Raw genomic sequence first — 23,639 nt, 5'->3', positions numbered from 1 at the left:
GAAAACCCCTGGAGACAGGGGTTTTTCTGTTATCTGTTAATCTTTACGAAGGGTCTTCGTTCTTTTCTTGCAAAGCCTTCCACTTTAAAAATTCAATATGGCGCTTGACCTCAATCAGCTCGTCCTCTGACAGGCCATCGACATCTAAGAAAGTCGCTGGTGTTTCCCGGACAGAACCGCGTTGCCAAGATAGTTCCTCCGTGCGTCCGTGGAGAAAATCGGTGGATACTTCAAATAAATCTGCGACTTTGGAAATCAGATGAAAATCGACGCCCTTCTTTTCGCCTGACTCGATCCGCGAAAGTACCGTATTATGTATGCCCAGCTTTTCAGCTAATTGAAGTTGTGACCATTGTTTTTGTTCGCGCAGCCATTTTATGCGTTGACCAATTATGGACATCGTGAGACCACCTTTATCGTTTTGGCAATTCCATTCTAACAATTTTCCAAAACGGAAAAAACAGGATTGCTAATATGACAAATTCTGTATTGACTTTGCTAAAAATGAAAGGATATGATGTAACTATAAATATTTGCCATTTTTGCAAATCAGGAGGGGATAACTGGTGGAAAGACTCAACCTCTCGTTTATCGTGCAACGGCGTAATGAGTGCAAGCTGACCTTGCAAGAAATGGCGGAAGCACTCGGGTTTCGAAATGCTTCGACATACTTGAAGTACGAGAAGGGGGAATATGACTTCAAGGCCAATCATTTGCCAGTGTTGGCTAAAAAGCTACGATGCAACATGCTTGACCTTTTTATCAGGATGATTTGCTGATTTTGCAAAAGGGGTGGGGTGGCTTGAACGCTTGGGAGGCAAATAGAAGGCAGCTGGATATATGGAGAAAAACCGTCGCTTACGAAATTGAAATGATGGCGCCACAGAGTATCCCGGCTTGCGAGGGATTTCTTGAGCGCTTGGTACTGTTTGAAAAGGAGTTGGAAAACAACGCGCGATGCCCATATAGTACGACACATGATGGGAATAATACCGGGTCGCGTCCGTTACCCGTTCAGGAAACAGAAAAAAGCCCGGTACGGACTTCACCGTGACCGGGCATTCGTCATCTGTTACAGCTTGCTGATCTCTTCTTTTAGCAACTCCGAATGGGTTCCGAAGACGACTTGCACGCTTCCTTGACCCAGTCGCATAACACCTGCTGCACCGAGGTCTTTCAAAGCTTTGTCATTGACCTTCTTGTCGTCCTTCAAGACGAGACGCAAACGAGTGATGCAAGCGTCTACGCTAACGACGTTTTCTTTTCCACCAATGTGAGTGAGCACTTGGATCGCTTTATCCTGCATCGAATTGTTCCTTCCTGTAGCTGTAGCTGTCATTTCTTCATCATCTTCTCGTCCTGGCGTCTTGAGGTTCAGCTTCACGATTAAGAAACGGAACAGGACGTAGTAGACCACGGCGAATGCCAGACCAATCGGGATGATCATCCAAGCATTCGTAGAGAGGTGGTAGTTAATACCGTAGTCGATCAGACCCGCTGAGAATCCAAAGCCGTGCTTGATACCCAGAGAGGTTACGATATATCCGGACACACCCGTCAATATCGCATGAACAAAATACAGGAGCGGAGCAGCGAACATAAACGCAAACTCAACTACCTCGGTAATCCCAGTCAGGAACGAAGCGAGAGCTGCACCAATAAACATCGAAGCAACCATTTTGCGTTTTTCAGGACGCGCTGAGTGAATAATAGCGAAAGCCGCTCCAGGAAGTGCGAACATCATGATCGGATAGAAACCAGTCATAAACATTCCTGCTGATGGGTCTCCCGCAAAGAAACGATGCAAGTCGCCGTGTACCACTTTTCCTGTCGCATCGGTAAAGTCACCGATTTGGAACCAGGCAATCGCATTGAGTACGTGGTGCAGACCAAATGGAACGAGCAATCGGTTGAAGAATCCGAACAAGAAAGAACCTGTTGCGCCGAGACCTACGATCCAAGAACCCAATGAGTCAAGGGCAATCTGGATCGGCCCCCAAATGATCCCGAAAATCAAGCCGATAACAACCATGGAAAGAGAAGTGATGATCGGGACGAAGCGTTTTCCACCAAAGAAGCCTAGCCATTCAGGTAGCTTGATCGAATGGTAGCGGTTGTAGAAAAACGCTGCAACACCACCTGCCATAATACCGCCGATGACACCCATGTTCAGTTTCAAATCGTCCGCGATGAAGGGCAAGGCACCAGGAACAGCTGCAAGTACTTTCGTCAATACAACGTAGGCGATGACAGCGGCCAAAGCAGCAACAGCATCTCCCGCCAAGCCAATGGCAACACCGACAGCAAAGATTAATGCCAGGTTGTCAAAAATGGCTGCACCGCCAGCAGCCAAAAGCGGAGCGATGTACGAGTCCATGAATGCACCAAAGGCGCCGAGATTGAGGTCCTTCTCGAATTTGAGAAGACCAAAGCTTTGCAAAATCGCTGCGGCTGGCAACGTTGCGACCGGGAGCATGAGGGCTCTCCCAATCTTTTGCAGAAAAGCGAGCATAGGATAAAACCTCCTTGGAATGGGATGAATTTATCAGGGAAGCCGCTCTCCGGATGAATGGCAAAATGATGAGGGCACAAGGAATAAGCCGGAGAGAGACCATTCTGATCGATTGATTGAAAGCGCTTACACTATTCGGGCGACAAAACCTTTTATAAGGCTTTGCCTTTCAGATATTGAACGACCTCGTCTACAGTAGAGAGTGTAAGAACGTGTTCGGCCAGTTGTTTCGCTTCCTCTAGGCTGGTGGAGCGGATACGTTCTTTGACTTTTGGCATGACCGAAGCGGCACCACTGAACTCATCGAGCCCTAATCCGAGCAAGAGCTTGGTTGCCAACGGATCACCCGCCATTTCCCCACACAGCCCGGTCCAAATACCTGCCCGATGGGAAGCTCCGATGACTTGTGAAATCAGTCGTAATACGGCTGGATGGTAGTAGCTGTAAAGCTCGGCGATATTGGCATTCATCCGGTCTACTGCCAGCGTATATTGAACGAGGTCATTCGTGCCGATGCTAAAAAAATCTACCTCTTTTGCAAACGCATCTGCTTGCAGGCAGGCACCCGGAATCTCCATCATCATGCCTACTGCGATGTTCTCGTCAAAAGCGATTCCTTCTGCTCGCAGCTCTGCTTTCGCTTGCTCCAGCAATCGTTTGGCTTCACGCAGCTGCTCCAGATGGGAAATCATCGGGAACATGATCAGCAAACGACCGAATGCACTGGCCCGCAAGAGAGCGCGTAATTGCACCAGAAACAACTCCGGTCTGGCTAACGAGATGCGCATTGCGCGGAAACCAAGGAACGGGTTTTCCTCCTGTGGAAGCGCGAGTGCCGGCAAATGCTTGTCACCGCCAACATCCAAGGTGCGAATGATGACTGGCTTGTCGCCAAAAGCAGCGGCTACATGCTTGTAGGCAGCAAATTGTTCGGCCTCATCGGGAAGGGTGCTGCGATCCATGAACAAAAACTCGGAGCGGAACAACCCGATTCCTTCTACACCAGATGTGATCAATGCATCTGATTCTTCTGGCACGGCCATGTTTGCCATTAGGTGAACGCGGTGGCCATCGGTTGTTTCGGCAGGTAGATCTTTAATGGCTTCGTACCATTGGCGTTCCTTTTTTTCCTGCGCGGCTTTTTCCTGAAAGGCAGCCAGTGTATCCGCATCAGGCGAAACAATCAGCTGTCCAGAGGTTCCATCGATGATTAGCAAACTTCCGGAGTCTACCTTTTCCATTAAGGTATCGCCTGCCCCCATGACAGCGGGAATACCGAGAGAACGTGCCAATATGGCTGCATGAGAGGTAGCGCCGCCTTTTGCCGTGACAATTCCCCGTACATGCTGGAGCGGAAGCTGAAGCGTCTCGGATGGGGTGACGTCCCAAGCAACCAGGATAAAAGGCTCTTCCGGGTAGGAGATGACAGTGTCACCGCCCGAAATATTTCGAATCAGACGGCGGCTCACATCACGAATATCATCCGCACGCTCTTTCATGTAGGCATCGTCCATACTCTCAAAGAGAGCGATGAACTGATCGGCTACTTGCGAGACGGCGGCAGATGCCACCAGTTGTTGGTTTTCGATGAGCGCACTCATCTCCCCGACAAATGCCGGGTCATCCAAAAAGGCGATATGAGCAGAGAGGATGGCTGCTTTTTCCGAACCTAATTGTTCCTCGGTTTGTTCCTTTAGCTTTTGCAGTTGTTCGCGTGCTTGCTCTACGCTCTTGCTAAGTATTCCTAGCTCCTGAGTCGTATCCACTGGAGTCGTTGACTCTGCTTGCGTGATGGCTGTTTCGTGTGTGAGGCGTAAAACAGGGGCAATCGAAATGCCAGCGGAAACCGGGATTCCTTTTAACATATATCCTTCCACCTTCCTGTCCGTCGTTTACACTATATGTTTGACGAGGATTGCTCCAATAGCTGCTGAATCGCATTGGCTACGTTTTGTTCATCCGCGCCGTCGATCTGAACGGTCAGGGTGTCGCCTTGGGAGACACCCAACGTCATGATGCCCAGAATGCTTTTGCCATCTGCGTGTTTTGTCCCTTTGCTCAGCGTAATCTTTGACTGAGATTGCGACGAACAATTCACGAGTAAAGCTGCTGGCCTCGCGTGGAGCCCACCTTCTACATTGACGGTTACTTCAAATTGAACCATGTTGTACCTCCCTCAACCATGTGCTTCGCGTTTATTTTAAGACGACAGTCATCAGTGGCTCTTGACCTGCTTGCACAGTAGCTTTTGCCACCACATTTTTTTCAGCAACCCGATCACCGTTCGTAATAACGATGGGTGTTACGATCGGGCAGCCCGCCTCTTCCAGTACACTCTTGTCGAATTGGATGAGCTTGTCGCCTGCTTTCACTTGATCGCCAACCGAGACAAATGGGGTAAAGCCTTTCCCGTTTAATTTCACGGTATCAATTCCAATATGCATCAATATCTCAAGACCACTTTCAGTCGACAGCCCGATAGCATGGTGGGTAGGGAAAAGATGCATTACCTTTCCATCGACAGGGGAGACGAGCGTGTCTGCACTTGGCAAAATGGCTACACCATCACCGACGACTTTACCCGCGAATACAGGATCAGGAACTTCGGACAGGGGGAGTACGGCACCTGTTAATGGTGCAAGAAAGGTTACCTCTTGTTGTTGTTTTTTCCGGGAAAAAAGACCGCGTAGCATAAGTATCCTCCTTTTGCGTCTGAACCAAAAAAGGCATGAGACGGTTGAATTCATACGACGACATCCTTACTATGTCCGTATGATCTCACCGCTCATGCCTAGTCGAGCTAGTAACACGCAGGATTATGATTTAATTTTGTTGTAATAAGCGATAAAGGTGCAGAGCCATGTAACCAACCTCGTCTTCTGGTACAGTGATCTCGAGACGAGTGGAGATGTATTGAGCCAGCTCAGTTGCCAATTGATAGGCTTCTGGCATGGTGGTTTTGACTCGGTCCAGAAGCGGGTTCTTGATGAATTTTTGTTGACGGATGCGCTCAACAGCAAAGCGCAAATGCGTAATGAGGCGAACGTAATCAATGGTACTGCGTTCAATCGTAATACCTGTTCGCTCTTCAATCAGGCCTACCAACTCTGTGATGATGTTGGTGAATTGGACAGCCTTTTTTACTGGAACATAGCTGATCGCGGAGTGAATGTGCAAGGCCAGAAATCCGATTTCACTATCTGGAATGTCCAAGTCAAATGCGTTTTTGATCATATCCGCTGCCCGGTTCGCCAGCGCGTACTCCTTCGTGTACAGCGTCTGGATTTCGAACAAGAAGGGATTCACGATCTCCATGCCGTTATTGAGCCGATAGATGGCAAACTGGATATGGTCAGGCAAGGCAACGTGGACGTGTTCGTTCAATTCTGGCGTAATCTCTCTCGCAATGAGAGCGATAATTTCTTCTGCAATTCCTACGACAGCAGGATCTACTTGGCTCAGAATGTTCTGATATTGCTTCTGATGGTTTTCATTTTCGAGCCTGAAGCGCTTTTCCACACGCGAGTCTTGGGCGGTAATGGTAATCCCGGGTTTTGCGCCAAATCCGATTCCTTTTCCGAACAGGACAATTTCTTGTCCGGATTCGGGTTCTTCTACGAGTACGACGTTATGGTTCAACACACGCGTAATTGCGAACGTTTTTTCCTTTTCACGGGACAATCCATTCCACCACCTTTCGATAGACAAAAACGGTCCATGACCGTATTTGCTTACCGCAAGCGGTCACATCCAATTCAATGAAAAACGCCGAGGAACCATGACGTTAATCAGAAAAAAGAGCCGAAAAAACCTTTTTAACAAGAAAAAGATCTTCTCGGCTCATGCCTGCATTACCAGTAACACGCCTTGTGAAAACGCTTTAATTAAAGCTTATAATAGCTCACGTCTCGTACATTGTCAATCACTCTGTCAACGGGAAAAACAAGATGGGCAGGAGAAGTAGAAACTTGTCCCGAATTGTTTGAACCAACAGGATAAGGGCAAAACAAAGCCAAGCGGACGCCTCATTAGCAATCCGCCCGCTTTGTTACTTGGTGTACTTGTCGGCAATCGTAGATGCACAGAAGGAGTTCGGTTTGATCTCGGCACGAAAGTGATTGGTTTCTGCTAAGCTCAACAAAGACTGGATAAACTTACGGGTAGGACCATTCGTGCCGATATCAAAATGCAGGCGGATGGGAGTATCTAAGTGGCGGTCCCGCAAATATTGGCGTACTTCTGTGGCAAGTCCGACTGCGTACATCGCTTCCTGGAATATACGCTGCTGCAAGGATGAGTACCGGCGTTCTTGAAATTTGTGATAAAAGAAGGTGCCCCCATGGCCGGGACGGATCACTGTGATCACAAGAGCAAAAAAAGTCCCGCGGCTTTTTAATTGAGAGTCGGCTCCCACAATAATTTCAAATGGACCACCTATTGATGAGATGGTATGTTCGATGTGGGAAAACACTTCTTCTTTTGCCAGTAGACCTCTAGTCGGACTGTGAAAGCGATCAAATAACGTATTTGCAGAGGTTAAGCCCACTCACATCCCTCCAGAAAGAGGCTTACAATGATTTGCATACTTCTTCCTTACATCATTAATGTATGTAATCTCGCAGATAGTATGTGAACGGGTAGGGACAAAAACTTCTGGAATCAACTTTTTGGGGTAAAAGGGTCCTTTGTTCGGGACGAAAGACTGTTTTTGAAGGAGCTTTAGGGAAACGTGATACAAGCAAATGAACATGATTATTATATGAAACAAGCCATGGAAGAGGCACAGAAAGCCGCCGCGATTGGCGAGGTTCCGATCGGTGCGGTCATCGTGCGCGACGGGGAAATCATAGGTCGCGGCTACAACTTGCGGGAAACACAAAAAGACCCTACCTTGCACGCGGAATTGATCGCGATACGGGAGGCAAGTGAACGCTTGGGTGGATGGCGCTTGATCGGGTGTACGCTGTACGTGACGTTGGAGCCGTGTCCGATGTGTGCGGGTGCAATCGTTCAAAGCCGCATCGAACAGGTCGTGTATGGTGCTCGCGACCCGAAGGCGGGCTGTGCCGGGACATTAATGAACCTACTCGAGGAACCGCGCTTCAATCATCAGGTGCCAGTTATAGAGGGTGTTCTTGCAGAGGAATGCGGGCAGATGCTCAAGGACTTCTTTCGTGGATTGCGTAAAAAAAGACAGCCCGTGCAGGAATGACCGGGCTGTCTGGACAAACCGTCTGCATCTCACATGCAGGCGGTCTTTATTTGTTTACGTTTTGCAGCATGTTCAGCTCTTCTTCGGTCAGTTCGCGATACTCACCAGGGGCAAGTGACGGGTCAAGGTGAAGCGGGCCCATACGAATCCGTTGTAGATAGGAGACATGCAGGTCGAAAGCAGCAAACATCCGTTTTACTTGATGGAACTTTCCTTCCATGATGGTGACACGAATCTCTGATGTTTCTCCTGAAGAGATAATCTCCAGCTTGGCTGGCAGTGTAGTAAAGTCCTCCAATTCCACGCCCTTGGCAAACTCCTGTACATGGTGCTCAGTGACCCGGCCATCGATGCGGGCAAAGTACTCCTTGTCCACTTTCTTTTTCGGGGACAAGAGGCTATGGGAGAGGTGACCGTCATTGGTCAAGAGCAAGAGACCCTCTGTATCAATATCCAGTCGGCCTACCGGATGCACTTTGATAGCCCACTCATACGGGAGCAAGTCCACTACGGTTTCATGGACATTGTCCTCTGTAGCAGAAACCACTCCAGGCGGCTTATTCAGTAAAACGTATACCCAGCGCTTAAAGTTAAGCGGTTCTCCATCCACGAGGATTTCCTGCTCCTCGGCAATGACATGCATTCCTGGGTCTGTTGCGACAACGCCGTCTACGACGATCAGTCGCTGCTTCACTAATGCTTTCACTTCCTTGCGCGTGCCGATTGCCATATTGGCCAGCACCTTGTCCAAACGTTCACGTTTCATTATATGTTCCTCGCTTTTCTTCTGATCGGATACCAATCGTTTGTGCTGTTATTAGTTTGGCCTAATGAGCCGCGCAAATCAAGGGGCATACAGAGGAATGAGTCTTGCATTTTTAACTGTATTTTGCTATAGTAAGTAATGTTTCTGACAAACTAAATATGGAGAGATACCCAAGTGGTCATAAGGGGACGCACTCGAAATGCGTTAGGCGTCGTGAGGCGTGCGTGGGTTCGAATCCCACTCTCTCCGCTTAGATTTTTCGGATCAAGTGAATGAAGCATATTTTTGCCAGTGCGGCAGAAGTATGCTTCATTTTTTTATATCAAAAACTGTAAGCAAATCTCAGTTTTGCGTCTAATAAGGTACAAACCCATAAAAAGGAGCGTACGAATGGATTCCGATGACCGAATAGAGCGATGGTTTCAGCAATACGGCCATGATATTTACAATTACCTTGCGTATTTTACCGGACGTAGAGATGTCGAGGATTTAGTCCAGGAAGTTTTTACGAAGGCGCTCAGAGCCTTACCAAGCTACGAAGGAAGGGCACAGCCCAAGACATGGCTTCTGACCATCGCGCGCCATGCAGCGATTGATTATAGGCGAAAGCAAAAAATGATGGACTGGTTTCCCGAAAACGTCCTCCGACTCCTCACTTCCAAAGAGCGCTCACCTGAGAAGGCATTGGTGTTAAAGGAACAATTGCAAGAAGTTTATGAAGCGATGAATCACCTCAAAAGCACGTATCGAGAGGTTCTAATCCTGCGATTGATAGAGGGAGTATCTACAACAGAGACAGCAGAAATCTTGGGCTGGAGCGAAGCAAAAGTCAGCACGACGCTCCATCGAGCCATCAAGGAATTGCAAAAACAAATGGGCAATAGCGGCAGGGAGGTCAATCTACATGACGCCATTTTTTGAAGAAAAAGAGATAAGCACAGTGCTGCAATCATTTCCGTCGCTTCAGCTGGACGAGGATAAGCGACATGAAATCGCGAGTCATATCCGTCGAGAAAGGGAGCTGCTCGTACAAATGAAAAAGCGTAAAAAATATGCCAAGGTAATCGGAGGCGCAGTTGCTTCCTTTGCTTTATTGTTTATCGCTTATCAATGGATACCTTCGGAGGTAACCTCATCCGTGCCGAGCGCACAACAGACGAATACAGGAAAGAGTCAGAGTACGAACGCTTCGGAAATCATAATGCCTTCAGGTACTGTCTTAACGATCGATCGGAAAATTCAAGCCTATGTAGATGAAGCACTGGATAAAACGAACGCAGCTTATAATCCTGAAAATATGAGTGTCGTCGTAACCGATCCGAATACCGGAGAGATTCTTGCTATGGGAAGTCGTAGAAAACATGAGTACAATGACGGTTTGGCAGAATCAGTTAGAGCCATACCTGATCCGGTCGTCGCTTTTCCAATCGTTACTTTGGCGGCCGCAATAGAAGAAGGGAGGTATCATGACAACGAGGTATACGATTCTGGAACATATGAAATCACTCCACGACAGATGATAAAAGACTACAATCGCGGTGTAGGATGGGGGAAAATTACGTATCTAGAGGGAATCCAGCGTTCCTCTAATGTTGCATTCGCCAAGCTCGGTTACGAACGTTTACCAAAGGATTCACTTGGAAAATATTTAAAGCGATTTGGTTTTGGCGCAAAGACGGATACTATTTTTGGTGAAGAGGCTGGGCAGATACCAAAAATGGATACCCCATACGATGTAGCAATGGCAGCTACGGGACATGCTGGCACTGCAACTGCGATTCAGCAAGTAGCGGCGATCGGTGCGATTGCCAACGGTGGTGATTTGTTGAAACCGCATATGTCAAAAAAAGGGAAATCGGATACGAAACACGATTATAAGGTTAGGCAAGTCATAACAAAGGAAACAGCCAAAAGGGTTCGAGAGATTTTAGAATCAGCCATAAGCAGCGCTGCTGGAGCGAGTAAAGCTTTTTCCATAAAAGAATATATAGTCGCTGGGCAAGCAGGAATAGCAGAGAAACGCGACCAACAAGGAAGCTTCATCGAAGGAAAATATACGTATTCGTTTATCGGATTTGCACCAAGCGATGATCCAAAGCTATTAGTTTACATAGCTGTTGATGACCCGCAGACAGACCTCGGGGTAAAATTATGGGGACAAGAAATTGTTGCTCCCCCTTTCAAAGAGATCATGGAAAACAGTTTGCAGTATATCCAGCAACGATAATCAACCCATCAATCAAAAAGGAAGCATGGCGGCATACCCCTAAAGGTATCCGAATGCTTCCTCTCTTTGTTTTCCCCATCCTATTTCCTACAAAAATAAGGCCCACACCACTCGGTTTCATGGGTCTTCACATACGTCCACGTAAAGTCCTTATCCACGACGTACACATCGTATTCCTTTTCCAAGTCCGCGACAGAAAACTCCGCAGCATTTTCCAAGATCAATACTTCGTTAGCAAGCTGGTAAAACACATAGTACGACTCATGGGCCACCTGCTGAAAGGCTTCATCCGCTTCCTCGCGTTCAAGACAATCCCTCAGCTTATTGCTAAATAAATGCCACAGATACCCTTGGTAGCCGTCTTTATTTTTGAGAAAAATCCTCTCTTTATCTTCTTCGGTCAGATGGCTCGCAAAATGCTTCTCCCATTCTTCCCGTAAGTATGGTCCCCAAATAAACAGCTCTGTTGTCTTCGTGTTCTTTTCCTTCATCCGATCAGCTAGTTTCATTGGGCGCCTCCATGTTGGTACAAGTTCATCTCTAAGAAAATACGTATGAAAGAGTGGGTCGGTCACGTCGTACCTATTGACAAAGGAAAACGAGGCGCATATCATAATACCCATAGGGGTATACGTATAAAGTTGATCGATCACATTTCCACTCAAAACGTAGGAGGTAGACAACATGTCTGTACAATCGAATTTTTCTGCTGATAAAACGTTAGATTGCAAAGGCTTGGCATGTCCAATGCCTATCGTACGCACAAAAAAAGCGATGGAAGAGATGTTACCGGGTCAAGTGATGGAAGTACAAGCGACTGATAAAGGCTCAATGGCCGATTTGAAAAGCTGGGCAAACAATACCGGGCATGAATTTCTGGGCACGGTTCAGGAGGGGGAAGTCATGAAGCATTTCCTGCGAAAAGCGAGTACCCATGAGGTGAAGGAGGAGACGAATTTCTTGCGGACCATTTCTAATGAAGAACTACAAAAAAAGCTGGAAGCCAACGACAAGCTGACACTCATTGATGTGCGAGAACCGGCAGAATACGCTTTTCATCGCATTCCTGTAGCCATTCCAATACCCCTGGGAGTATTGGGAGAGCGCTTGGATGAGCTACAGCCGGATGATGACATCTATATCATCTGCCGATCCGGCAAACGCAGCGACATGGCTTGTCAGTTGCTGGCCGAAAAAGGTTTTACCAAAATCACCAATGTGCTACCGGGTATGTCTGGCTGGAATGGCCCGGTAGAAAAACAATAAGGGGGAGAGAAAGATGATGGAACAACAAACAAACGTACAAGCGATGACAGCACACGAGTTAACGCAGCATCTTTTTGCGCAGGAGGAATTGTTTATTCTCGACGTTCGCAATACGAGCGATTACGAGAATTGGCGAATCGAAGGGCATCGAGTAGTGAGCGTGAACATCCCTTACTTTGATTTGCTGGACGGGGTGGAGGGTGTTCTTGAGAAAATCCCTGTGAAACAGAAGGTGTTGGTCGTCTGTGCAAAAGAGGGCTCGTCCATTTTTGTCGCAGAGATGCTAGCAGAAGCGGGCTTTACGGATGTTTCTTACCTGCAAGGAGGAATGAAGGCGTGGAGTGAGCATCTGGAGCCAGTGAAGGTGGGTGACCTCCGTGATGGCGGTGCGATTTATCAGTTTGTCCGCATTGGAAAAGGCTGCTTGTCTTACATGATCGTATCAGGAGGGGAGGCAGCGGTCGTTGATTCATTGCGGATGACGGATGTGTACGAAGCATTTGCAGCCAAGCATCAATGGACAATCAAGCACACCATCGATACTCATCTACATGCCGACCATATTTCCGGTGGAAAGAAGCTGGCAGATCGAGTAGATGCATCGTATTGGCTTCCAGAAAAAGATGCGGAAGAAGTTACGTATTCTTATCGTAAGCTAGAGGAAGGGCAGGAAATCCAAGTGGGCACAACCAAAATTGCGATCCTGCCAATCTATTCTCCCGGACATACCATCGGGAGTACGTCCCTGATTGTCGATGATGTGTATTTTCTTACGGGAGACATTCTGTTTGTTGCCTCGATTGGACGGCCGGATTTGGCTGGGAAAGCGGAAGATTGGGTAGGAGACCTCCGCGACACCCTGTATAATCGATATAAAGAGCTCCCTGAGCATTTAGTCGTGTTGCCTGCTCATTTTGGCAGCTACACCGAGCTTGGACCAATGGGTGTCGTATCTGCTCGTTTGGGTGACTTATATCGCAACAATCCAGGGCTAACGATTGCGGATGAAAGTGAATTCCGGCATATCGTTACGCATCATTTGCCGCCGCAGCCGAATGCGTATCAAGAGATTCGTCAGGTGAATATGGGAAAATTAAAACCGAGCGAAGAGGAACAACAAGAGATGGAAGTAGGGCCAAATCGCTGCGCCATTCACGATAAATAACGGAAAGGTAGTTCAAAAAATCGTCTTTTAAACACGCATTTATATAACAGGAGGAATAAAAAATGGCGGATGTTGTGGTAGATACAAAAGGTCTGGCTTGCCCGATGCCAATCGTCAAAGCAAAAAAAGCAATGGACGGAATGCAATCCGGTCAAACCATGGAAGTACTCTCGACGGACAAAGGCTCTCTGAACGACTTCACCGCTTGGGTCAAGCAAACCGGGAATGAGCTGGTTTCCCATGAGGTTGAGAACGGTGTGTACAAGTTTTTAGTGAAAAAGCTGTAGGGAGACAGAAGCGAGCACGTATGGATGAAGCCGCTAACGGTTCGTGGAGTGCTCGCTTACTCCTGATTTTCATAAACGATACGTACGCCAAGGTGCGTATAGATTTCTTCTTTGTAGTGACCATTAGGACATTGCTTTTCACTGAACAAGGCATTATTGTGTGAGCGCAAAGGTGCTTGGCAGGTGGAGCACCGATGCTGAAAAATGGATTTGAAAAAGCGAACCATTTAAATCACCTTATTCGCAGTTATTTACTTGGGATTAATTTTACTTCATGATGGTTCATTTGAAAAGAGGGTTGAGCATTCCGATGTGGTAGGTAGGAATGCGAGGAGGATATATGGACGTCTTACTGCTTCTGCTCATGGGCTCTCTCGGTTTTGTCGGCTCCTTTTTTTCCGGATTGCTCGGGATTGGCGGAGCGATCATTAGCTATCCGATGCTCCTGTTTATACCACCGGCACTAGGTGTGGCGCAGTTTTCTCCCCAGGAAGTTTCGGTGATATCGATGTCTCAAGTATTTTTCGCGTCACTGTCTGGCGTACTGGCTTTCCGCAAAAGAAACGGGAGAAACTCGCCCCTGATTCATAAAGGACTTGTCAGAGATATGGGGGGAAGTATCTTGGCGGGCAGCCTGATTGGTGCGGCTCTCTCCCAATACTTGTCGAATGAAAGCATCAATGTGGTGTACGGGATACTGGCGATCATTGCCGTGATTTTGATGCTCGTGAAAAATAGGGGAACAGAAGCGGCGGCAGGGGAAGTCACATACAACCGATTCATTGCTGCTGGTGCTGCGTTTGCTGTGGGAATCGTATCCGGGATTGTCGGTGCAGGGGGAGCGTTCATCCTCATTCCGATCATGCTGACCGTGTTGAAAATACCTACGCGCGTGACAATTGCCTCATCTTTGGCCATTGTATTCATCTCCGCAATAGGTGGTGTAATCGGGAAGCTGTCGGGTGGGCAAATTCCGCTCTTGCCCGTTTTGTATACGGTCATCGGAAGTGTTTTGGGGGCACCGGTGGGCAGTATGGTCAGCGCCAAGATCGATGTGAAATATTTGCGTTATGGCCTGATTGTGCTGATCTGTGGAACGGCGATCAAGATTTGGAGTGACATTCTATAAGGAAAGATGCTTTTCGTTGCAAAAGCTTCTTTCGCTTATTTTCATACCTATACAAGTATAAGTATTATTAAGGGGTGTTCTTACATGGAAAAACAAAAAGAAAAAACGACGATTGTGTTGTTTAGCGGTGACTTGGATAAAGCGATTGCAGCCTTTATTATTGCGAACGGAGCTGCGGCCTATGACCATGATGTCACGATTTTCTTCACCTTCTGGGGACTGAATACCATGCGCAAGGACGAGATCGTGAAGGTAGAAAAGGGATGGCTTGAAAAAGCGTTCGGTTGGATGATGCCAAGAGGCGCCAAGAAGCTCGGATTGTCTAAAATGAACATGATGGGCATGGGTCCAGAGATGATCAAGCATGTCATGAAAAAGCACAATGCCCTGACGCTTCCACAACTCATCGAGCTGGCTCAGGAGCAGGGAGTGAAGCTGGTCGCTTGTACGATGACGATGGACTTGCTCGGCCTCAAGCAGGAGGAATTGCTCGACGGAATGGAGTATGCAGGTGTAGCTGCTTATTTGGGGGATGCGACACAGGCAAAAGTAAACCTGTTTATTTAAAACAGCACGCGTAGGCAGCTTGCTTGACATTACCTGGATTTCGCATAAGATACCTGTATACGTATGCCTTGTCGTGAAACAGGAGGAATTCATATGGATTACAACTACAGTGACGATGTCAAAAGACGTTTAAAACGAATTGAAGGACAAGTCCGCGGTGTGCTGAAAATGATGGACGAGCAGAAAAACTGCAAAGACGTAGTAGCGCAGCTCTCCGCTGTTCGCAACGCTTCAGACAAGGCGATTGCCCAGATTGTAGCGGAAAACCTGCAACGCTGTTTGCTAGAAGAGCAGGCTGCTGGAGGAGACACGAGCAAGCTGGTGAAAGAAGCCGTAGAGCTTTTGGTTAAGAGCCGCTAAACCGATTTTGGAGAGGAGCTTCCTATGAGTTTCACTACGATTCTTTTGCTGTTCGGCTATGCGGTCATTATTTGGTATATCATCTCTCGCTTTCTTCCTGTAAAGGGATTGGAAAATCTCAAGTCAGATCAGTTCAAGAAACGGGTCAACCAAAAAAGCAGGGTGATGCTCATCGACGTACGCGAGCCGCACGAATATAAAGCGGGTCATATTCCATCGGCGGTGAACATCCCTTTGTCTCAGCTCGACCAACGCGCAAAAGAAATTTCCAGCAAAAACGATATATTGCTATACTGCCGGAGCGGGATGCGTAGCAAGCAGGCAGCAAAAATTTTAAAGAAACAAGGCATTCCGCAGATGGCTCATCTGCAAGGCGGGTTCATTACCTGGAATGGTCCGACGAAAAAGAAGTAACAGCTAGCACCTGGTGTATGTTTGAATACCCGGGTGCTTTTTTTATTCGATGAAAAAACAGGGTTGACATTTCGTTTAGTTGTAACTACAATGATTACAACAAGGCGATGCGGTAAGCGCCTATTCTTTTTGAGAGAGTTGTAACTGATTTGGTTACATCAAAAACATACAAAACGGAGGGAATATCATCATGAAGATTGCAATTGTAGCAGCAAGCGGTAAAGCAGGTAAGGTGATTATGAAAGAGGCGTTGGATCGTGGCCATCAAGTGACAGCGATTGTGCGTGATGCATCCAAAATCGAGCAAAGCGATGTAGCTGTGATTCAGAAAGATGTGTTTGATCTGACAGCCGCAGATTTGAACGGCTTTGACGTAGTCGTGAACGCTTTTGGTGCACCAGCAGGTCAAGAACATCTGCACGTCGAGTCAGGGAAGGCTCTGATTGAAGCGTTGAAGGGTGCTCCTTCTACACGTTTGCTCGTTGTAGGTGGTGCAGGCAGTCTGTTTGTAGACGAAGCCAAAACACTGCGCCTCGTAGAAACTCCTGAATTCCCTAAGGCTTACTTGGCAACTGCGCAAAAGCATGGAGAGTACCTGCATGTATTGGGAGAGTCAAACGGCATTCAATGGACGTATATCAGTCCATCCGCCTTTTTTGACCCAGCAGGGGAGAAAACAGGTGCGTACCGACTCGGAAAAGACCATCTGTTAGTGAACGCTAGCGGACAGAGCTATGTGAGCTATGCTGACTATGCGGTGGCAATGCTCGATGAAATCGAAAATCCAAAGCATCAAAATGAGCGTTTCACAGTAGGCTCCTAATCTCGATTGGAATTAGGCTCCTTAACACAAAGACCAGCTTCCTTCTAAAGGATAGCTGGTCTTTGTTGTGTATCGAGATTATCGGCCAATCCCACCGACGAATGGGTAGGAAAACGGGCGTCCATTTAAGGAATAAATGATACCTTTAATCGGATAGTAGATCGCCATCAGTCCAAACACAATCAGGAACGGAATCCCGATCAACAAGAAGGTGAAGAACCAGGAAATAGCGAGGAGCACCGTCATAATGATGTGGAAGAACAAAGCCTGTAGCGCCATATTTTTGGCGTCACGATTTTGTACGAGCAGCCAAACCAGAATGGGCACAAGGATCGGTGCAAAAAATGTGCTAGCGTGCGTGATGACTTTTACACCTCTATAATCCATAAATAAGTCCTCCTTGATTAAATGTAAAACTTGATCTACTGTCATTGTAACGTATGGAGCTCACTCAAAAAACCATCATGAGTGTGATTGTTTGTTCCGACTATAGACGGAGGAATTTTTATTTCCATTCGTTTACTGTTATAGTAGTAAGAAAATCTTTCGTTTTTGGTAGATAATTCGTAATGTTTTTTGGATATGATAAATGGATAAGCAAGAACTGAGAAGGGAGCATATAGACATGATGATCGATTGCCATCATCCATCCAGCATGAAGGATCGGCTGATGTTCTTTTATAATTTTTTGCGGTCACCTGGTCAAGTGGGCAGTATTACTCCTAGCTCCCGTGCACTTTGTAAACAAATGGTTGCGCCTATCGACTGGGAGCAAGCACATACAATTGTGGAATTAGGAGCAGGAACGGGGATTTTTACGAAGTGGATCGAGCAAAAGAAAAAACCGGAAGCCGTACTGATATCCTTTGAAAAGGAGACCAAGATGCGCAACAGGTTGGAACCACTATTTCCCGATGTACGATTCCACGAAGATGCAGTAGATTTGAATCGGGTTCTTTCGGAAGCGGGATTGGATAAAGCCGACTGTATTTTGTCAGGATTGCCATTTGCCAACTTCCCACAAGAGCTGCGTGATCAAATTATGGATCAGGTATATCATGCGCTAAAACCAGGTGGAGTATTTGTCGCCTTTCAATATTCGCTGCAAATGAAAAAGCAGCTTTCCTCTGTATTTGAGCAAGTATCGGTGAAGATGGTTCCATTGAATCTGCCACCTGCCTTTGTCTACATTTGCCGGAAGGATGATGGCAAGGGTGTCGGCTAGGAGGATTTCTAAATGATTGTCGATATGCTGTCCGAGTCTGTGGGTCAGTTTGGCTATTTTGCTCTTTTCTTTATGTTATGGCTAGGGATTGTCGGTATGCCGATTCCTGACGAGGTGATCGTGCTGTCTGCGGGAGTGCTGACCTCGATGGGACTTCTGCATGTTTTTCCTGCATTTATTGCAACCTATTTGGGTGTTGTGTCTGGGCTGTCATTGGGATATGTGCTCGGGAGATGGCTAGGTGCGCCTGCACTGAACTGGATTAGTCGCAAAAAAGGAATGAATAAGTACGTAGAGCAAGCGCAGTCGCTGCTCGATCGTTACGGAAGCTACGCGCTATGTATCAGCTATTTCTTTCCTGTCGTCAGGCATGTGGTTCCTTACTTGGTCGGGATCGGGAAAATGACGTTTCCACGCTACGCCCTGTTTTCGTACACAACCGGCTTTGTATGGACACTGATCTTGTTTTTGCTCGGTCATTTCATGGGAAATAAGGTGGAGATGCTTACTTCCTATGTGGCCTTATTGAATAATCGAACCGTGATTTTCTCTGTCTTAGGCGTACTGGTTCTCATTATTGCTGCTTATTATGGCTTTACCGTTTGGAGAAAACAAAAAAGCATCGCAGCTGCGCCACAGCCTTTGATGATCGATCCTGATCGAAAAGAGTAACCCGAATGTAATAATGACGAAGTCAACAACCCTCTGCGTGAGCAGAGGGTTGTTGCTTTTTATCATAAAAAGCCCATCCGTATGCGCGGAAGTGGCACAATGGATGGGCTTTGGACAACGTTTATGAGGTAGCCTTGTTTCTTCGAATGTTTCGCTGGCGTAGCCATTCTGGCAAGATAATTCCAAGTAAAATGACCACGACACCGCTCACTTGGAGTATAGAGACAGACTCATTCAGAATGACATAGGAGGAGAGTACAGCCATAGGTAGCTCAGCTGCTCCTAATATAGCTCCCATCCCTGGTCCGATGTGAGGCATACCATAATTGAAAAAAACTGTCGGGATCAAAATACCGAAGAAAGCGAGCAATAATACGTATGGAAACAAACCGTCCAACAATGCTCCATTGAATAGAAAAACGGGTGGGTAAATCAGGCTGGCTAACAGAAAAGAGCCAGTGGCCATACTGGAACTACGAATCCAGGGATTCACAGCAATGGCGGTTTTCCCGCTGAACAAAATAAACAGCGTAAAAGAAACGGCTGAGAGAAGACCGAATATGACACCCAGGATATGAAATTGGGCCAATCCGCCGCTCTCGAAAATTCCTCCAGCAAGAAGGGTCCCGGTTAGCAGCAAGAGGAGGGAAAAAATCGTCTCTTTTCCAGGCATCCGGTGAGTCATCACAGCTTCAATCAGTACACCCATCCACGTGAACTGAAACAAAAGGACGATGGCGATCGAGGCTGGGATATATTGCAGGGCATTGTAGTACAAAATTCCTGTCGAACCGACAGTCAGACCTACGACGGCTAATAATAGCAACTGGCGAAGGGAGGGCTTGGTCCGCAGGAAAAAAAGAGCGGGTATCCAGGTCAGCACAAAGCCCAAAAACATTTGCCCACCAATTACCTCTGCGGGCGAATAGCCTTGCTTGTAGGCAAGCTTCACAATGGTTGATAGTATGCCGTAACTACATGCTCCGAGAAAAACCAGGAGGATGTATCTCATCTGATGCATCTCCTCACATACGATAATAATTCTTAGCTAGGATATTACGACAGCGTCTGTTTGTCTATGGATGAAAAAGATTCCATTTTTGGTTCGAACAAATGTTTACGTTTGATCTCAGCGGGAAATAGTGAAGTGACACTATATAATCGTACCCACTATAAATAGTGTAGCTATAGGATTGGTGAACAGCTTAGATAAAAGGGGGAGGCTTGTGTACCAGAAGTGGAGGGATCGATTATTTTCCACATTTTTATTGTTGATTCTAGGACCAACTATTCTTATTTGCTTCCTTTTTTATGATCAAGCCAAGGAGGCAGTGTTTGAACTATACAAGACGAATATGGATGCGGACGTGGGGCTCGTCGATGAGCGGCTTTTGTCCCTTTTTCAGTCTATCCAAAAGGATACCGATGAATTGGCGGATAGACTGGCCGTGCGTATCACAGAGGAACCACATTTTGTCAAAGGAAAAAGGAATGGCTTCAGGCGTGAATGGACATCGCAGGAACATGGCGTCCAACATCTATTCGAGCGTTTCTCCCGCAAACAAAACGTGGTAGGAAATATTGTTTTTCTCGGTGAGGATGGTAGAGTTTTCTCATTACACGAAGATAAGAGCTGGAGTGCGGATAATCAATTTATGGAACGAGAGCAATGGGGAACGGGAGAAAACAGGGTAGATTTTCTTACCAAAAGGGAGCAAGAGGAGCGCCCAAGATCATTTTTTCTCGAGAAGCGCCTGGAGAGCTCGAATCCAAAAGCTACGGGACTTTTATTGGTGGAAATCAATCTGGATAAACTGACTGACTGGATCTGTACTGATATCGTTCCAAAAGAGTATGGCATAATGGTCCTTTCCCCCTCTCGAACCATTATGATTCACACTGATAAAGCTATGATTGGAAAACATGTTTCGGCACTTCCACATTATGAAATAGTACACAGGCAGTGGGAACAATCCAATGAAAAAGGACTCTTTTCCTTACTCATCGAAGGCAAGGACATTTATGTATACCGTAAAGTGTCTGAAAAAAGCGGTGCTGCTTATTTTGAATGGTTGCCGAGAGAGGGGATTAATGAACGATTACAACGATTGAACCTCATCTTTTTTTTCACCCTTTTTATCGTTGTTTTATTTGCCTGTTATGTGGCTCATCGTTTATCAAAATGGATTGGTGAGCCGATCTATAGCTTGGTATCCGCCACTGACTCCTTGTTGAAGGGTGATTTCTCCATACGCGTCCCGATACAGGGGATGAAAGAAATAACGCTACTGGAGAATAAGTTCAACACCATGGCAGAACAGATGCATGCGTTAATTATCCGAGAGCGGGAGTATTCGCAACAGAGCCTGGATCAAATTGTTCGCAGCTTTTATTTAGCCGTAGAGATGAAGGACCCTTATACAGCAGGACATTCAGAACGAGTTACACACTATGCCCTAATCATTTACGATTATTTACAGCAACAGGAGCAGCTTGCAATATCACGAGATGATTTACGTTATGCTGGATTAATGCATGATATCGGAAAAGTAGCTATTCCTGATCACGTCCTTTTAAAAACAGGAAAGCTATCGCCTGACGAGTACGAGTGCATGAAAACTCATTCCATCATCAGTGGAGAAATTGTGGAGCAGATAGAAAACCTGTCTCATATCAGTCCAGGGGTACGGCATCATCATGAGCGCTGGGATGGAAAGGGTTATCCTGATCAGCTCAAAGGGGAAGAAATTCCACTGATTGGCCGTATTCTAGCCGTAGCAGATACATTTGATGCCATGACCTCTACGCGTTCCTATCGCAAAGCCATGTCAGCAGAAGAGGCATACGAAGAAATTCTGCGCTGCCAAGAAACACAGTTTGATCCTTCCATTGTTTCGATTTTTAAGAAGGCTTTTGAGGATGGAGCTATTCAGATTACACAATCGGCGGATTGCAAGGGAAGAGTTAGTAAGGATAGAGAGATTTCCTAGCACTGGATAGGTTTACTCCTTGCTATCGGCTACTAACTTTGGTATTCTAGTTCTACCGTGCTAGACGGGGAGGTTGCGGTGCCCTGTAACCTGCAATCCGCAATAGCAGGGTTGAATTCCTATCCTAGGTTTTCTTATGTGAGGCTGCCTTATGGCGGCGGTGTTGAGGAGCGGGTCCTGTGCAACGCGAACCCATGAATCTGGTCAGGTCCGGAAGGAAGCAGCCATAAGTGGATCATCGCGTGTGCCGCAGGGTAGCCTGCTCTGAGCTGCTACCATAAGTAACGCTCGGATAAGAATTATCGAAGATAGGTGCACGGTACTTATCACGCATGTACAGATAGCATGTTTCCAAAGGGAAGCATGCTATTTTTATTTTGCGATCCAATTATTTTTTGTTGGAAATTGGCGATAACTAGCGAAACATTTCCGTGCTTTTCAAGTGGATAGAATGAAGGTTTTATGAGTATTCTCACGAATTTTCATAATAGGCGGAAAGGATTTGGTTTCTTTCCTTTCAAAATACGTCATAGGCCAGGAGGGACAAGCAATGAGTGCACTTTCTTCGTTACATCTCGTTGGCTCGTCCGGTCGATTGCAGCGGTTCATGCATCAACTGCCTACTGCCGTTTTATTGGTGAATCAAGCGGGTAGTATCGTGGAGGTCAACGAACAACTGCTTCGTGTAACCGGATATTCACGCGATCAACTTGTTAATCAGCCGATCAGCTCTCTTCTTCCCCATCGAGGTTCCATAGAGCACCTGTATGAGGAATATTTGCGAAAGGAAGAAGAAGTGGGAACCAAAGGCGAGGTCGAACTGGAATGGTGTGATAAACAGGGAAGATGTAGGAACACATCTGTCATGATCATGGCACAGCAAGCAGAAGAACTTCTGTACATGATTCATTTTCCCCAACTCGTGAAAGAAAGCGAACAGCTTTTGTCACAGCGATTGCTAACCAAGCTGACCTATGATACAAGCATGGGCTTGTTTATCCTCGACGAGAAATCGATCATTATCGAAGCCAGTCAGACGGCGTGCAAGCTGCTGGGTATGGAGAGACTGGACGTCATCAATAAACACGTCGATCAAGTATTTAGCGGCATTCCCGAACCGCATCGGCTTATAAAAAAAGAACTGTTGGAAGGCGTAAAGCTGCAAAATGTCGCGACTTCCTGGACTAATGACAACCAACGCTATGAGCTGATTGTCGACGCAAATACGCTCCAAGACGAGTCAGGGAAAACAGTAGGGGCGTTTATTCTTTTCAAAGACATAACAAACCTGCGATCCTTCGCCCAAAAGCTCGAGCGGAATGAACGTTTGGCGATGATCGGGCAAATTGCTGCTGGTACAGCACACGAGATTCGCAATCCGCTTACCTCGATCAAAGGATTTCTGCAAATGTTCCTCAGGTTATTCGGTGACAGCGGCATGGACAGGGAGAAAACGTACACCGAAATCATGCTCACCGAAATCAATCGCATCAATTCTTTAGTCAGTGAATTCCTACTATTGAGCAAGCCGCGTAATATTCAATATTCCATGGTCGACTTAAATACCGTTTTTGAGGAAATTTTGCCGATCGTCGAGTCACAGGCGAATCTGTACGGAATTGATGTCCAGTTTGCCTCTCGCGGTAAGCTTCCGATGGTCGTCGGGGATAACGAGCTATTGAAGCAAGTGTTCATCAATATCTGCAAAAATGGAATAGAAGCTATGGGAGAGCAAGGGTCGCTTCGGATTTCCCATCATTTTGATCAGGATGGTGACAAAGTGAGTATCGATATTCACGATTCAGGTCCGGGCATCCCGCTTTACATTATTGATAAGATTTTTGATCCGTTTTTTACGACAAAAGAGGAAGGAACAGGGCTCGGATTGTCTGTCTGCCAAAAAATCATTCACGATATTGGCGGTCAAATCCGCGTCTCCTCCAAAGGGTTTGGGACGACCTTCCATATCATGCTGCCGTATTAGGAAGAATGCGTCCCGCACAATTGTGAACGGGGCGTTTTTT

At 46.7% G+C, this 23,639-nt stretch carries 27 protein-coding genes, 1 tRNA gene and 1 other RNA gene; 18 read left to right on the top strand and 11 right to left on the bottom strand.

Annotation, left to right across the window (positions count from 1 at the left end; all coding sequences use genetic code 11):
* Positions 1–43 precede the first annotated feature (43 nt).
* Positions 44–400: a helix-turn-helix domain-containing protein gene (locus E8L90_RS23215; RefSeq protein WP_167497617.1), complete on the bottom strand. Its 357-nt coding sequence runs from the start codon at positions 398–400 to the stop codon at positions 44–46.
* A 166-nt stretch (positions 401–566) separates the two neighbouring features.
* On the opposite strand from E8L90_RS23215, the gene E8L90_RS23210 reads away from it, so the two are divergent.
* The gene (locus E8L90_RS23210; protein WP_137031540.1) at positions 567–779 is read left to right on the top strand and encodes a helix-turn-helix domain-containing protein; all 213 of its coding nucleotides are present in this window, start codon (positions 567–569) and stop codon (positions 777–779) included.
* Positions 780–1,072: 293 nt separating this feature from the next.
* On the opposite strand, the gene nagE is transcribed toward E8L90_RS23210, so the two are convergent.
* The 6 genes from nagE to E8L90_RS23175 all read right to left on the bottom strand — a co-directional run bounded on the left by nagE (position 1,073) and on the right by E8L90_RS23175 (position 7,058).
* Positions 1,073–2,512, bottom strand: a complete 1,440-nt coding sequence (nagE, locus tag E8L90_RS23200) for an N-acetylglucosamine-specific PTS transporter subunit IIBC (RefSeq protein ID WP_137031538.1) — start codon at positions 2,510–2,512, stop codon at positions 1,073–1,075.
* 152 nt (positions 2,513–2,664) lie between these two features.
* Positions 2,665–4,377, bottom strand: coding sequence for a phosphoenolpyruvate--protein phosphotransferase (ptsP, locus tag E8L90_RS23195; RefSeq protein ID WP_137031537.1), 1,713 nt, complete (start codon positions 4,375–4,377; stop codon positions 2,665–2,667).
* Between the two features lie 32 nt (positions 4,378–4,409).
* A complete protein-coding gene (locus tag E8L90_RS23190; RefSeq protein ID WP_137031536.1) occupies positions 4,410–4,676 on the bottom strand; it encodes an HPr family phosphocarrier protein in 267 nt (88 codons plus the stop codon).
* A 31-nt stretch (positions 4,677–4,707) separates the two neighbouring features.
* Complete coding sequence (locus E8L90_RS23185) at positions 4,708–5,205, bottom strand: PTS sugar transporter subunit IIA (protein WP_137031535.1); 498 nt, start codon at positions 5,203–5,205, stop codon at positions 4,708–4,710.
* A gap of 130 nt (positions 5,206–5,335) precedes the next feature.
* Entirely contained in the window at positions 5,336–6,193 is an 858-nt protein-coding gene (glcT, locus tag E8L90_RS23180) for a glucose PTS transporter transcription antiterminator GlcT (RefSeq protein ID WP_137031534.1), read from the bottom strand.
* A gap of 367 nt (positions 6,194–6,560) precedes the next feature.
* Entirely contained in the window at positions 6,561–7,058 is a 498-nt protein-coding gene (locus E8L90_RS23175) for a ribonuclease H-like YkuK family protein (RefSeq protein ID WP_012683824.1), read from the bottom strand.
* A gap of 183 nt (positions 7,059–7,241) precedes the next feature.
* Between E8L90_RS23175 and tadA the strand changes: the two genes are divergently transcribed.
* A complete protein-coding gene (tadA, locus tag E8L90_RS23170; protein WP_137031533.1) occupies positions 7,242–7,724 on the top strand; it encodes a tRNA adenosine(34) deaminase TadA in 483 nt (160 codons plus the stop codon).
* A 46-nt stretch (positions 7,725–7,770) separates the two neighbouring features.
* On the opposite strand, the gene E8L90_RS23165 is transcribed toward tadA, so the two are convergent.
* Positions 7,771–8,490, bottom strand: a complete 720-nt coding sequence (locus E8L90_RS23165) for a pseudouridine synthase (protein ID WP_137031532.1) — start codon at positions 8,488–8,490, stop codon at positions 7,771–7,773.
* A gap of 160 nt (positions 8,491–8,650) precedes the next feature.
* On the opposite strand from E8L90_RS23165, the gene E8L90_RS23160 reads away from it, so the two are divergent.
* The 3 genes from E8L90_RS23160 (at position 8,651) to E8L90_RS23150 (ending at position 10,717) form a co-directional block, all read left to right on the top strand.
* A tRNA-Ser gene (locus tag E8L90_RS23160) sits at positions 8,651–8,739 on the top strand.
* A 141-nt stretch (positions 8,740–8,880) separates the two neighbouring features.
* Positions 8,881–9,411, top strand: coding sequence for an RNA polymerase sigma factor (locus tag E8L90_RS23155; protein ID WP_137031531.1), 531 nt, complete (start codon positions 8,881–8,883; stop codon positions 9,409–9,411).
* Complete coding sequence (locus tag E8L90_RS23150; RefSeq protein ID WP_137031530.1) at positions 9,395–10,717, top strand: penicillin-binding transpeptidase domain-containing protein; 1,323 nt, start codon at positions 9,395–9,397, stop codon at positions 10,715–10,717. The genes E8L90_RS23155 and E8L90_RS23150 overlap by 17 nt, the downstream gene beginning before the upstream one ends.
* 80 nt (positions 10,718–10,797) lie before the next feature.
* Here the strand turns inward: E8L90_RS23150 and E8L90_RS23145 are convergent, their stop codons facing one another.
* Entirely contained in the window at positions 10,798–11,226 is a 429-nt protein-coding gene (locus E8L90_RS23145; RefSeq protein ID WP_137031529.1) for a DUF4275 family protein, read from the bottom strand.
* Positions 11,227–11,401: 175 nt separating this feature from the next.
* On the opposite strand from E8L90_RS23145, the gene E8L90_RS23140 reads away from it, so the two are divergent.
* From E8L90_RS23140 to E8L90_RS23105, 8 genes are all read left to right on the top strand, one after another.
* Complete coding sequence (locus tag E8L90_RS23140; RefSeq protein WP_137031528.1) at positions 11,402–11,983, top strand: sulfurtransferase TusA family protein; 582 nt, start codon at positions 11,402–11,404, stop codon at positions 11,981–11,983.
* Between the two features lie 13 nt (positions 11,984–11,996).
* Complete coding sequence (locus E8L90_RS23135; protein WP_137031527.1) at positions 11,997–13,148, top strand: MBL fold metallo-hydrolase; 1,152 nt, start codon at positions 11,997–11,999, stop codon at positions 13,146–13,148.
* A gap of 62 nt (positions 13,149–13,210) precedes the next feature.
* Entirely contained in the window at positions 13,211–13,435 is a 225-nt protein-coding gene (locus tag E8L90_RS23130; RefSeq protein WP_137031526.1) for a sulfurtransferase TusA family protein, read from the top strand.
* Positions 13,436–13,775: 340 nt separating this feature from the next.
* Positions 13,776–14,564: a sulfite exporter TauE/SafE family protein gene (locus E8L90_RS23125; protein WP_137031525.1), complete on the top strand. Its 789-nt coding sequence runs from the start codon at positions 13,776–13,778 to the stop codon at positions 14,562–14,564.
* A gap of 84 nt (positions 14,565–14,648) precedes the next feature.
* Complete coding sequence (locus tag E8L90_RS23120; RefSeq protein ID WP_007719857.1) at positions 14,649–15,131, top strand: DsrE/DsrF/DrsH-like family protein; 483 nt, start codon at positions 14,649–14,651, stop codon at positions 15,129–15,131.
* A 93-nt stretch (positions 15,132–15,224) separates the two neighbouring features.
* Positions 15,225–15,491, top strand: coding sequence for a metal-sensitive transcriptional regulator (locus E8L90_RS23115; RefSeq protein WP_137031524.1), 267 nt, complete (start codon positions 15,225–15,227; stop codon positions 15,489–15,491).
* A 24-nt stretch (positions 15,492–15,515) separates the two neighbouring features.
* Positions 15,516–15,905, top strand: a complete 390-nt coding sequence (locus E8L90_RS23110) for a rhodanese-like domain-containing protein (protein WP_137031523.1) — start codon at positions 15,516–15,518, stop codon at positions 15,903–15,905.
* A gap of 190 nt (positions 15,906–16,095) precedes the next feature.
* On the top strand, positions 16,096–16,728 hold the full coding sequence (locus E8L90_RS23105) for an NAD(P)-dependent oxidoreductase (protein ID WP_137031522.1): 633 nt from the start codon (positions 16,096–16,098) through the stop codon (positions 16,726–16,728).
* A 78-nt stretch (positions 16,729–16,806) separates the two neighbouring features.
* On the opposite strand, the gene E8L90_RS23100 is transcribed toward E8L90_RS23105, so the two are convergent.
* Positions 16,807–17,115 (bottom strand): DUF4870 domain-containing protein, encoded by a 309-nt coding sequence (locus E8L90_RS23100; protein ID WP_137031521.1) that lies wholly within the window; start codon positions 17,113–17,115, stop codon positions 16,807–16,809.
* Between the two features lie 238 nt (positions 17,116–17,353).
* Here E8L90_RS23100 and E8L90_RS23095 point away from each other — a divergent pair, with 238 nt between their 5' ends.
* Together E8L90_RS23095 and E8L90_RS23090 are read left to right on the top strand one after the other, a co-directional pair.
* The gene (locus tag E8L90_RS23095; RefSeq protein ID WP_137033564.1) at positions 17,354–17,953 is read left to right on the top strand and encodes a class I SAM-dependent methyltransferase; all 600 of its coding nucleotides are present in this window, start codon (positions 17,354–17,356) and stop codon (positions 17,951–17,953) included.
* A 12-nt stretch (positions 17,954–17,965) separates the two neighbouring features.
* Complete coding sequence (locus E8L90_RS23090) at positions 17,966–18,625, top strand: DedA family protein (protein WP_137031520.1); 660 nt, start codon at positions 17,966–17,968, stop codon at positions 18,623–18,625.
* A gap of 121 nt (positions 18,626–18,746) precedes the next feature.
* Here the strand turns inward: E8L90_RS23090 and E8L90_RS23085 are convergent, their stop codons facing one another.
* Positions 18,747–19,637 (bottom strand): EamA family transporter, encoded by an 891-nt coding sequence (locus E8L90_RS23085; protein ID WP_137031519.1) that lies wholly within the window; start codon positions 19,635–19,637, stop codon positions 18,747–18,749.
* Between the two features lie 214 nt (positions 19,638–19,851).
* Here E8L90_RS23085 and E8L90_RS23080 point away from each other — a divergent pair, with 214 nt between their 5' ends.
* From E8L90_RS23080 to E8L90_RS23070, 3 genes are all read left to right on the top strand, one after another.
* The gene (locus tag E8L90_RS23080; RefSeq protein WP_137031518.1) at positions 19,852–21,615 is read left to right on the top strand and encodes an HD domain-containing phosphohydrolase; all 1,764 of its coding nucleotides are present in this window, start codon (positions 19,852–19,854) and stop codon (positions 21,613–21,615) included.
* A gap of 55 nt (positions 21,616–21,670) precedes the next feature.
* An RNA gene (ffs, locus tag E8L90_RS23075) (signal recognition particle sRNA large type) lies at positions 21,671–21,935 on the top strand.
* A gap of 230 nt (positions 21,936–22,165) precedes the next feature.
* Positions 22,166–23,599, top strand: coding sequence for a PAS domain-containing sensor histidine kinase (locus E8L90_RS23070; RefSeq protein WP_137031517.1), 1,434 nt, complete (start codon positions 22,166–22,168; stop codon positions 23,597–23,599).
* Positions 23,600–23,639: the final 40 nt, after the last annotated feature.

The organism is Brevibacillus antibioticus (genome assembly GCF_005217615.1).
Lineage (GTDB): Bacteria > Bacillota > Bacilli > Brevibacillales > Brevibacillaceae > Brevibacillus > Brevibacillus antibioticus.
The sequence above is the reverse complement of the archived record's forward strand: the minus strand, read 5'-3'. Positions and strand labels throughout refer to the sequence as shown.

What these genes read in the sequence shown, in the direction of transcription:
- E8L90_RS23215 (WP_167497617.1), bottom strand. Translation starts at nt 400, where the DNA reads ATGTCCATAATTGGTCAACGCATAAAATGGCTGCGCGAACAAAAACAA.
- nagE (WP_137031538.1), bottom strand. Translation starts at nt 2,512, where the DNA reads ATGCTCGCTTTTCTGCAAAAGATTGGGAGAGCCCTCATGCTCCCGGTC.
- ptsP (WP_137031537.1), bottom strand. Translation starts at nt 4,377, where the DNA reads ATGTTAAAAGGAATCCCGGTTTCCGCTGGCATTTCGATTGCCCCTGTT.
- E8L90_RS23190 (WP_137031536.1), bottom strand. Translation starts at nt 4,676, where the DNA reads ATGGTTCAATTTGAAGTAACCGTCAATGTAGAAGGTGGGCTCCACGCG.
- E8L90_RS23185 (WP_137031535.1), bottom strand. Translation starts at nt 5,205, where the DNA reads ATGCTACGCGGTCTTTTTTCCCGGAAAAAACAACAACAAGAGGTAACC.
- E8L90_RS23165 (WP_137031532.1), bottom strand. Translation starts at nt 8,490, where the DNA reads ATGAAACGTGAACGTTTGGACAAGGTGCTGGCCAATATGGCAATCGGC.
- E8L90_RS23155 (WP_137031531.1), top strand. Translation starts at nt 8,881, where the DNA reads ATGGATTCCGATGACCGAATAGAGCGATGGTTTCAGCAATACGGCCAT.
- E8L90_RS23150 (WP_137031530.1), top strand. Translation starts at nt 9,395, where the DNA reads ATGACGCCATTTTTTGAAGAAAAAGAGATAAGCACAGTGCTGCAATCA.
- E8L90_RS23145 (WP_137031529.1), bottom strand. Translation starts at nt 11,226, where the DNA reads ATGAAACTAGCTGATCGGATGAAGGAAAAGAACACGAAGACAACAGAG.
- E8L90_RS23140 (WP_137031528.1), top strand. Translation starts at nt 11,402, where the DNA reads ATGTCTGTACAATCGAATTTTTCTGCTGATAAAACGTTAGATTGCAAA.
- E8L90_RS23135 (WP_137031527.1), top strand. Translation starts at nt 11,997, where the DNA reads ATGATGGAACAACAAACAAACGTACAAGCGATGACAGCACACGAGTTA.
- E8L90_RS23130 (WP_137031526.1), top strand. Translation starts at nt 13,211, where the DNA reads ATGGCGGATGTTGTGGTAGATACAAAAGGTCTGGCTTGCCCGATGCCA.
- E8L90_RS23125 (WP_137031525.1), top strand. Translation starts at nt 13,776, where the DNA reads ATGGACGTCTTACTGCTTCTGCTCATGGGCTCTCTCGGTTTTGTCGGC.
- E8L90_RS23120 (WP_007719857.1), top strand. Translation starts at nt 14,649, where the DNA reads ATGGAAAAACAAAAAGAAAAAACGACGATTGTGTTGTTTAGCGGTGAC.
- E8L90_RS23115 (WP_137031524.1), top strand. Translation starts at nt 15,225, where the DNA reads ATGGATTACAACTACAGTGACGATGTCAAAAGACGTTTAAAACGAATT.
- E8L90_RS23110 (WP_137031523.1), top strand. Translation starts at nt 15,516, where the DNA reads ATGAGTTTCACTACGATTCTTTTGCTGTTCGGCTATGCGGTCATTATT.
- E8L90_RS23105 (WP_137031522.1), top strand. Translation starts at nt 16,096, where the DNA reads ATGAAGATTGCAATTGTAGCAGCAAGCGGTAAAGCAGGTAAGGTGATT.
- E8L90_RS23100 (WP_137031521.1), bottom strand. Translation starts at nt 17,115, where the DNA reads ATGGATTATAGAGGTGTAAAAGTCATCACGCACGCTAGCACATTTTTT.
- E8L90_RS23095 (WP_137033564.1), top strand. Translation starts at nt 17,354, where the DNA reads ATGATGATCGATTGCCATCATCCATCCAGCATGAAGGATCGGCTGATG.
- E8L90_RS23090 (WP_137031520.1), top strand. Translation starts at nt 17,966, where the DNA reads ATGATTGTCGATATGCTGTCCGAGTCTGTGGGTCAGTTTGGCTATTTT.
- E8L90_RS23085 (WP_137031519.1), bottom strand. Translation starts at nt 19,637, where the DNA reads ATGAGATACATCCTCCTGGTTTTTCTCGGAGCATGTAGTTACGGCATA.
- E8L90_RS23070 (WP_137031517.1), top strand. Translation starts at nt 22,166, where the DNA reads ATGAGTGCACTTTCTTCGTTACATCTCGTTGGCTCGTCCGGTCGATTG.